Genomic DNA, 8426 nt, shown 5'->3' with positions numbered 1-8426 from the left:
TTTTGATGTTTGGTTGCGGGAGCCGGATTTGAACCGACGACCTTCGGGTTATGAGCCCGACGAGCTACCAGACTGCTCCATCCCGCGTCTGTGTGGCGGCATTCTACAGGCGAACGCCGGAGTGTCAACCGTTAATCCCAGTATGGCTCAAATAAGTGTAAAACGACGGTGAACGGTCGCAGGGGAGACCTAAGTTTCGGAATCAGAACGATTTCTTGTTTCTGTGCCGAAAGGCATAGACCGCCGATTTTCATAAAACAGACGCGCACAAAAAAGGCCACTCTTTCGAGTAGCCTTTTTTGATGTTTGGTTGCGGGAGCCGGATTTGAACCGACGACCTTCGGGTTATGAGCCCGACGAGCTACCAGACTGCTCCATCCCGCGTCTGTGTGTCGGCATTCTACAGAGGATCGCAGGGCTGTCAACCTTCAATCTCGGTAAAACCTGTTCCTGTTCAAGCGCTTAGGTGAAAAAAGCAACGGCTGACCGGTCTGAAACGCAGGCAGGGCAAGGCTTGTGGCTCTATTGAGAGGGCTCTTTCGATTGAGAAAATAAATTCCTGTGTGCTTTTCCTACAAAGGAAAAAGAACATTCAGAGTACTGGTGCTATATACAGGTGTCAGTGAGATACTGCCGATATGACTCACCCACACCTCATTTCTTAGCCATGAACACTGCTTTTATATGACGCAGCGAAAAATCATCCACGTCGATTGTGACTGTTTCTACGCCGCTATCGAGATGCGTGACGACCCGCGCCTGGCCGGTAAGCCATTGGCGGTGGGCGGCTCGGCGGATCGGCGTGGGGTGATTGCCACCTGTAACTATGAAGCGCGGGCTTATGGCGTTCGCTCGGCCATGTCTTCCGGACATGCCTTGAAACTCTGTCCGGACCTGACCATCGTCAAGCCGCGCATGGATGCCTATAGAGAAGCGTCGAAGGAAATTCATACGATCTTTCGCGATTACACCGACCTGATCGAGCCGCTTTCCCTGGATGAGGCCTACCTCGACGTGTCGGACAGCGCGCATTTTGGCGGCAGCGCCACGCGAATCGCCCAGGACATTCGCCGCCGTGTCTCCAACCAGTTGCACATCACCGTGTCGGCCGGCGTGGCGCCGAACAAGTTTCTCGCCAAAATCGCCAGCGACTGGAAGAAGCCTAACGGCCTGTTCGTGATCACGCCGGATCAGGTGGAAGACTTCGTCAGTGGTTTGCCAGTGAGCAAGCTACACGGTGTAGGCAAAGTGACCGCCGACAAACTCGGCAGGCTCGGCATCGTCGATTGCTCGCATTTGCGCGAATGGGACAAGTTGGCGCTGGTGCGCGAATTCGGCAGCTTCGGCGAGCGACTCTGGAGCCTCGCCCGTGGGATCGATGAGCGGTTGGTGCATAACGACAGTCGGCGGCAGTCGATCAGCGTCGAAAATACCTACGACACGGACCTGCCGGATCTGGTGAGTTGCCTGGATAAATTGCCCGAGTTGCTGGACTCCCTGAAGGGCCGCATGGCAAGGATCGACAGCAGTTATCGGCCGGGCAAGCCGTTCGTCAAAGTGAAATTTCATGACTTTACCCAGACTACTTTGGAGCAGGCCGGGGCAGGGCGGGATCTGGGGAGTTATCAGTTGCTGCTGACCCAGGCCTTTAACCGTGGTGGGAAACCGGTGCGGTTGTTGGGGATTGGGGTGAGGCTGGAGGATTTGCGGGGCGGGTTTGAGCAGATGGAGTTGTTTGAGCGGTAGTTCAGGGGTGAATTTAAGGGCCTCATCGCGAGCAGGCTCGCTCCCACATTAGACCGCGTTCGTCTGAACAACTCGGTCAACTGTGGGAGCGAGCCTGCTCGCGAAGCTTTAAGGGTTTAATTCGGTCCCGGATCCGCCACCAGTCGCCCGGCATCCTTGGTCAATGACTTGAGGAATTCGGCCTGCAACTCGGGATCGTTGCGGGTCAGTTCGATCAGGCTCTGTTCCAGCTCGCTGGCTTCTTCTTCCAGCCCCAGTTCCGACAGACGTTTGACCCGGTGTACCCACTGGCTCACTTCGTCGTCTTCGAGGTCATCGTAAATCAACCCATGCGCTTCGAGCAGCTTGCCGCGCAAGTTGCTGCTGATCGCCAGGGACGAGTCGGTGTGCACATCGTCCTTGTTGTCCTCGACACTGATCTGCAGTTTGCCCAGATGATTGAGGTCATGTTCGGCGAACGGGCTGTCCAGCAGGTTCAGGCGCAACACGCCGTTACGATCGGTGGTCAGTTCGAAGGTGTTCTTGGCCGCCTTGACCTGCACCGGGCGCTCGCTCCACGGCAGGCTCGAGTACTCCGTGCGCTTGTCGCGCTGGACTTCGTCGATGCCCGCCAGGTTCTGTTGTGCCCGACCATGAGACTGCGCGTTCATGAACGGGTTGAGCCCGGCGAAACCATAGCTGAGCCAGTCCTTCGTCACGCTGTCCGGCAGATTGCCGAGGGCGAACACGTTGACCACGTTCGCACCGACACCGGCCACCACGGCCACCGCGCCCAGCGGGATCTCATAGACCTCCCTCCAGGGTTGGTAAGGCGTGTAGCGATCGTAGTGACGCGTGACTTCGAACTCGGTGACTTCGAAAGTCTTCTGCTCGTGGATTTTCACCCGACGTTGTGGCAGCTCAAGCACCTTGGGCTCGCCGACATCGATCTGCAGGCTGTGATCAAGCAATTTGCGCTCGACCCGCTCCTCGTGCTCGTTGCGTTGTGACATCTGATTGGCACAGCCGCTGACCAGCAGCGCGCCGCACAGGGCGGCGCTACCGAGGCCTAAGGTGTTTCGCTTGAACATGACGTCTCTATCTGGTGTCAGCGGCGGATACGGGCCTGGAGGAAAGACAGCACGTCAGCGACCGGCAGCGCTTGCGCCTCGGCCTCTGTACGGCTCTTGTATTCCAGATTGCCGTCGGCGAGGCCGCGGTCACTGACCACGATCCGGTGTGGAATGCCAATCAGCTCCATGTCCGCGAACTTGATACCCGGGCTGGTTTTCTTGTCGCGGTCGTCCAGCAGCACTTCGAAGCCAGCGGCAGTCAGTTCTGCGTAGAGCTTGTCGGTAGCTTCGCGAACCTGCTCGGTTTCGTAGCGCAGCGGTACCAGAGCAACCTGGAACGGGGCCAGGGCGTCGCTCCAGATAATCCCGTTCTCGTCGTTGTTCTGTTCGATGGCGGCCGCCACTACACGAGATACGCCAATGCCATAGCAGCCCATTTCCAGGGTGACCGGCTTGCCGTTCTCGCCCAGCACTTCGCACTTCATCGCTTTGCTGTACTTGTTGCCCAGCTGGAAGATGTGCCCGACTTCGATGCCGCGCTTGATTTCCAGGGTGCCTTTGCCGTCAGGGCTCGGATCACCGGCCACGACATTACGCAGGTCGGCGACGGTCGGAACCGGCAGATCACGTTCCCAGTTCACGCCGAAGTAGTGCTTGTCGTCGATGTTCGCGCCGATGCCGAAATCGCTCATCAGCTCGACGGAGCGATCGATGATGATTGGCAGTGGCAGGTTCAACGGGCCAAGGGAACCGGCGCCGGCGCCGATGGCGTCGCGCAGTTCAGCTTCGGAAGCCATGACCAGCGGGCTGGCAACGCCAGGCTGGTTGGCGGCCTTGATTTCGTTCAGCTCGTGGTCGCCACGGATGATCAGGGCAATCAGTTTGCCTTGTTCTTCAGCGTGTACCACGAGAGTCTTGATGGTCTTTTCGATCGGCAGATTGAAGCCTTCGACCAGTTGCGCAATGGTCTTGGCGTTCGGCGTGTCGACCAGGCGCAGCTCTTCGGTAGGCGCGGCACGAGAGGTTTCGCGCGGTACGGCTTCGGCCTTTTCGATGTTCGCCGCGTAGTCGGAACCGTTGCTGAAGACGATGTCGTCTTCACCGGATTCGGCCAGTACGTGGAACTCGTGGGAGCCGGCGCCACCGATCGAGCCGTTGTCCGCTTCAACCGGGCGGAACTTCAGGCCCAGACGGGTGAACACGTTGCAGTACGCCTGATGCATGCGGTCGTAGGTGATCTGCAGCGAAGGCTGATCAGCGTGGAACGAATAGGCATCCTTCATGATGAATTCGCGGCCGCGCATCAAACCGAAGCGTGGGCGGATTTCGTCACGGAATTTGGTCTGGATCTGATACAGGTTGATCGGCAGCTGTTTATAGCTGCTCAGCTCGTTACGCATCAGGTCGGTGATGACTTCTTCGTGAGTCGGGCCGGCACAGAAGTCGCGACCGTGGCGATCCTTGAAGCGCAGCAATTCAGGACCGTATTCTTCCCAGCGACCGGATTCCTGCCACAGCTCAGCCGGTTGAGTGCTCGGCATCAACACTTCGAGAGAGCCGGCGGCGTTCATTTCTTCACGCACGATGGCTTCAACCTTGCGCATCACTCGCAAGCCCATGGGCAGCCAGGTGTACAGGCCCGAGGCGAGTTTGCGGATCATGCCGGCGCGCAGCATCAGCTGATGGCTGATGACAACCGCGTCGGAAGGCGTTTCTTTCTGTGTGGCGAGCAAAAATTGACTGGTGCGCATGGTTGGCCGTTGTCGGTTGCTGATGACGAGAAATGACGGAACATTGTACGGGCGAGATCAGCTGGCGTACAGGAGTGCGGCCGGCAGTGTCGCAGAGGGCGAGAATCTGCCCGCCCTCTGCGACACTTCTGGCTTAAGTGCCTACGACTCTTCCGCGACCTGGGACTGCACCGGTTCCGGCGTCGGTGTCGGACCGGCTCGGCGGTTTTCCTGGAACCAGTGCAGCGCGATCAACAGGAGAGTCGGAACACCCAGCAGGGCAGTGATCAGGAAGAAGTTGTGATAGCCGAATTTTTCCACCATAACCCCTGAGTAGCCGCCGATGAGGCGGGGCAGCAGGAGCATGATCGAGCTGAGCAGGGCGTACTGGGTGGCGGAGAACTTGAGATTGGTCAGGCTCGACAGGTAAGCGACAAATGCCGAAGTCGCCAGGCCCGAGCTGAAGTTATCCAGTGAAATAGTGACAATCAGCATCTGCAGATCGGCACCCATATCTGTGAGCATCAGGAACAGCAGGTTGGTACCGGCCGATGCAACGCCGCCAATGAACAGGATAGGCAGAATGCCGAAGCGCACGATCAGCAGGCCGCCCATGCCGGCGCCGACCAGCGTCATGATCAGGCCGAATATCTTGCTGACGCTGGCAATCTGATCCTTGGTGAACCCCTGGTCGATGTAGAACACGTTGGCCATCACGCCCATGACCGTATCGGACATCCGATAGGTGGCGATCAGCCCGAGCAGCAGCAGGGCTTGCCAGCGGTAACGCAGGATGAAGTCGTTGACCGGTGTCAGCACCGGGGCCAGGCCACGGCGGCCCATGGCCGACAGGCACAGGCCGGTAAGCGTGATATAGAGAATCGCCCGCAGGAACGCACGGTCTTCGAGCAGCAGGTCCAGTACGCTGACGCCGTTGAACAGTACGCTGGCGAAGTCAGTGTTGTAGAGCTGGGTGAACATGGCCGGTACGGACACCAGCAGCACGATCAGCACGAACACCGACGCCAATTGGTGCACAAAGCTGTAGCGTCCGGCCTGTAATTGAGTACGCAGAGGTACCGGCGGTTCGCGCATGAACAGGGTGGTCAGCAGCGCCGGGACCATCAAGACGCCGAACAGCACGTAGGTGCCGGTCCACGCCGCATGCTTATAGTTGAAACCGGTGGAGCCGAAGCCTTCGGCGAAGAACAGTGCGCCGGCAGTCGCCAGCAGGGCCGCGACCCGATAACCGGCCATGTAACTGGCCGCCAGCGCAGCTTGGCGGGTTTCGTCGGCGATTTCCAGGCGATAAGCGTCGACGGCGATGTCTTGCGTCGCCGAGGCGAAGGCGACGACCACGGCGATCGCGATCAACCAGGACAGGTGCTTTTGCGGGTCGCAGAATCCCATGCCGATCAGGCCCAGGATTACGAGTGCCTGGGCCAGGACCAGCCAGGAGCGTCGTCGACCAAGCTTGCCAAGAAGTGGCAGGCGCCATTGGTCGAGCAGCGGGGACCAGACCCATTTAAAGGCGTAGGCCAGGCCGATCAGGCTTGCATAGCCGATGGTTTCGCGGGCAACACCGGCCTCGCGCAGCCAGACTGAAAGCGTCGAAAACACCAGCATGTAGGGCAAGCCGGCGGCGAAACCAAGCAGCAACAGCACGAGCGTCGAGGGGCTGGCATAGGCGGCGAGCGCGGCGCGCCAGGTTTTACGGGGCATGGGCTGGAGTCTGCCTCAAGGATTACGGAAACAAAGCGCGCACTCTAACCGCTGTGCTCTACCGGGCGCCACCCATGGCGCTGAATATCAACACGATTGTTCAGGACACTGATGCCTTCCATGCGCAATCGGGCCCGTTGTTCATCCCCCGAAGGGCTGCCCACAGGCAGGCTGATCCGACCGCCGGCACCCAGTACCCGGTGCCAGGGAAGTTTGGTGTCACCGGGCAATTGGCTCAGTGTTCGCCCGACCCAGCGGGCAGCACGACCCAGTCCGGCTAGCTCGGCGAGCTGGCCGTAACTCACGACTTTGCCCTCGGGCACTTGCGCCAGGGTCAGGTAGAGCGCCGTGCGTCGGATTTGCGCTGCGCTTTCGGTTTCAGCGGTTGAGTCGGTCACGTCCCGGGCTTCCTGAAAAAATGCGCAATTGACCGTCTGTAGAGTAAATCCAGGATCGCCTATTGAGAAATGAACTCAATAGAAAAAGTCGGGTCAGTCCTTGTCATGGCCTTATTCGTAAGGATAATGCCGACTTTTTTTCGCAAAGTTGAGCCTTCGATTCGCTTATGTTGTCCAGAACCTTGCTGTGCCTCGCTGTCGCCAGTGCTTCCACTCCCTTGCTCGCCGATACCGTCTGGTTGAAAAACGGTGACAAATTGAGCGGCAAAATCACCGTCTTCGATGGCGGTAAGCTGCTGATTCAGACCGAGTACGCTGGCGCGGTCCCGATCGACTGGAAGCAGGTCAAAACCCTGGAAAGTGATCAGCAGTTGCTGGTCAAGCAGGATGCCTACACCGGTGAAAAGGCCAAGGCGCTGCATGCAGCAGAAGACGGCAAGGTCACCCTGGCCAACGGCGATGGCCCCAAGACTGTGGAGCTGGCAAGCATCCAGCAGATTCTCAAGCCCAAGCCTGTCGTCGAGGATTTGGTGTGGAAGGGTAATATCGATGCAGCGCTGGATTATCAGCGGGCCGAGAAAGACACCGACGATTACGATATCGACTTCAAGACCACTGCGCGTCATGGCAGATGGCGACACACCGCAGAAGGTGAGTACAACCGCGAATTTCAGGATGACGTGGTCACTACCGACAACTGGCGGGGCGAATACTCGCTCGACCGCTTCCTGACCGAAAAATGGTTCTGGCAAGGGCGCGCGGTCTATAAGCGCGACAAGGTCGAAGAACTGGCCCGCCAGCGCACAGTCGGTACCGGCCCCGGTTACCAATTCTGGGACGATGAGCTGGGCGCATTCTCGCTGGGCTCGCTGGTCAACCGCACGGACTATGAGTTCAGCGATGGCAGCAAGGAAAACTTCTACTCCCTGGCGATGAAGTGGGATTACAACCGCTACCTGATCGGCAAGAAGGTGGAGTTCTTCACCAATGGCGAAGTGGGCAAGCCGTTGTCGGGCGTGGCCGACTACGCGCTCGATGCCGAGATGGGCTTGCGCTACAAGGTGACCGAATGGGCATCGCTTAACCTGAAGGCCGAGAGAGACATCATTAGCGGCACCGACGATGCTGATTTGGACAAGACCCGCTACACCGCTGGGTTTGGCGTGGCCTGGTAAGACGCAAAAAATCGCAGCCATGGGCTGCGATTTTTTTTGCCTGCAAAACACACAGGCACAAAAAAGCCCCGCTTTTAAGGGCGGGGCTTTTTACTAAAGCAAGTACAAGTTAGATAACTTGAACTTCTTCAGCTTGCATGCCTTTCTGACCGCGGGTAGCGATGAAAGAAACCTGTTGGCCTTCTTTCAGGCTTTTGAAGCCGTCGGATTGGATAGCTTTGAAGTGAACGAACAGGTCGTCACCGGATTGTGGAGTGATGAAGCCGAAGCCTTTTTCATCGTTGAACCACTTAACGGTACCGGTTTGGCGATTAGACATGGTGTAACTCCTTGAACAAAGATAACTGCGACGCAGGAAGAACCCTGGCCGAGACTGAGTGCAAAGAGCAGGAAAAATTCTTGTAGATGGTTGGATCGAAATTCAACATATCGTGTAGAGATTCTCAGTGACACAAGCAGCACAGTGGCGCCACCTTAACCCTTTTTCCGGAACGTGCCAATGTTTCTTGCGAAGGTTTCTCTGTTTTCATGACTGACGGTGCATTGAATGGCGGTGAAGACCCGGGATTCACGGGCGATTGGCGAGAATTGTCTCCCGGACTT

At 58.0% G+C, this 8426-nt stretch carries 7 protein-coding genes and 2 tRNA genes; 2 read left to right on the top strand and 7 right to left on the bottom strand.

All coding sequences use genetic code 11. The features are described 5' to 3' along the window. Positions 1-10: 10 nt before the first annotated feature. Positions 11-87, bottom strand: a tRNA-Met gene (locus ACQKPC_RS18150). 220 nt (positions 88-307) lie between these two features. Then, positions 308-384: transfer RNA gene (locus ACQKPC_RS18145), tRNA-Met, on the bottom strand. A 300-nt stretch (positions 385-684) separates the two neighbouring features. Between ACQKPC_RS18145 and dinB the strand changes: the two genes are divergently transcribed. Beyond that, entirely contained in the window at positions 685-1746 is a 1062-nt protein-coding gene (gene dinB / locus ACQKPC_RS18140; protein ID WP_427625778.1) for a DNA polymerase IV, read from the top strand. Positions 1747-1862: 116 nt separating this feature from the next. Here dinB and ACQKPC_RS18135 read toward each other — a convergent pair whose 3' ends face one another. The 4 genes from ACQKPC_RS18135 to ACQKPC_RS18120 all read right to left on the bottom strand — a co-directional run bounded on the left by ACQKPC_RS18135 (position 1863) and on the right by ACQKPC_RS18120 (position 6648). After that, positions 1863-2816 carry a hypothetical protein gene (locus ACQKPC_RS18135; RefSeq protein WP_008072742.1) on the bottom strand — a complete coding sequence of 318 codons (954 nt, stop codon included), beginning with the start codon at positions 2814-2816 and terminating at the stop codon, positions 1863-1865. Positions 2817-2833: 17 nt separating this feature from the next. Further along, positions 2834-4549 (bottom strand): proline--tRNA ligase, encoded by a 1716-nt coding sequence (locus ACQKPC_RS18130; RefSeq protein WP_123360588.1) that lies wholly within the window; start codon positions 4547-4549, stop codon positions 2834-2836. A gap of 141 nt (positions 4550-4690) precedes the next feature. Next, a complete protein-coding gene (locus ACQKPC_RS18125) occupies positions 4691-6250 on the bottom strand; it encodes an AmpG family muropeptide MFS transporter (RefSeq protein WP_427625777.1) in 1560 nt (519 codons plus the stop codon). A gap of 44 nt (positions 6251-6294) precedes the next feature. Further along, a complete protein-coding gene (locus ACQKPC_RS18120) occupies positions 6295-6648 on the bottom strand; it encodes an MGMT family protein (protein ID WP_007940587.1) in 354 nt (117 codons plus the stop codon). A 167-nt stretch (positions 6649-6815) separates the two neighbouring features. On the opposite strand from ACQKPC_RS18120, the gene ACQKPC_RS18115 reads away from it, so the two are divergent. Further along, positions 6816-7823: a DUF481 domain-containing protein gene (locus ACQKPC_RS18115; RefSeq protein WP_427625776.1), complete on the top strand. Its 1008-nt coding sequence runs from the start codon at positions 6816-6818 to the stop codon at positions 7821-7823. A gap of 109 nt (positions 7824-7932) precedes the next feature. Here ACQKPC_RS18115 and ACQKPC_RS18110 read toward each other — a convergent pair whose 3' ends face one another. After that, positions 7933-8142 (bottom strand): cold-shock protein, encoded by a 210-nt coding sequence (locus ACQKPC_RS18110; RefSeq protein WP_002554837.1) that lies wholly within the window; start codon positions 8140-8142, stop codon positions 7933-7935. Positions 8143-8426: the final 284 nt, after the last annotated feature.

The organism is Pseudomonas sp. NPDC089918, assembly GCF_050280605.1.
Classification (GTDB): Bacteria; Pseudomonadota; Gammaproteobacteria; order Pseudomonadales; family Pseudomonadaceae; genus Aquipseudomonas.
This window is presented reverse-complemented; position numbering and strand designations above follow the sequence as displayed.

What these genes read in the sequence shown, in the direction of transcription:
- ACQKPC_RS18135 (WP_008072742.1), bottom strand. Translation starts at nt 2,816, where the DNA reads ATGTTCAAGCGAAACACCTTAGGCCTCGGTAGCGCCGCCCTGTGCGGC.
- ACQKPC_RS18110 (WP_002554837.1), bottom strand. Translation starts at nt 8,142, where the DNA reads ATGTCTAATCGCCAAACCGGTACCGTTAAGTGGTTCAACGATGAAAAA.
- ACQKPC_RS18125 (WP_427625777.1), bottom strand. Translation starts at nt 6,250, where the DNA reads ATGCCCCGTAAAACCTGGCGCGCCGCGCTCGCCGCCTATGCCAGCCCC.
- dinB (WP_427625778.1), top strand. Translation starts at nt 685, where the DNA reads ATGACGCAGCGAAAAATCATCCACGTCGATTGTGACTGTTTCTACGCC.
- ACQKPC_RS18115 (WP_427625776.1), top strand. Translation starts at nt 6,816, where the DNA reads ATGTTGTCCAGAACCTTGCTGTGCCTCGCTGTCGCCAGTGCTTCCACT.
- ACQKPC_RS18130 (WP_123360588.1), bottom strand. Translation starts at nt 4,549, where the DNA reads ATGCGCACCAGTCAATTTTTGCTCGCCACACAGAAAGAAACGCCTTCC.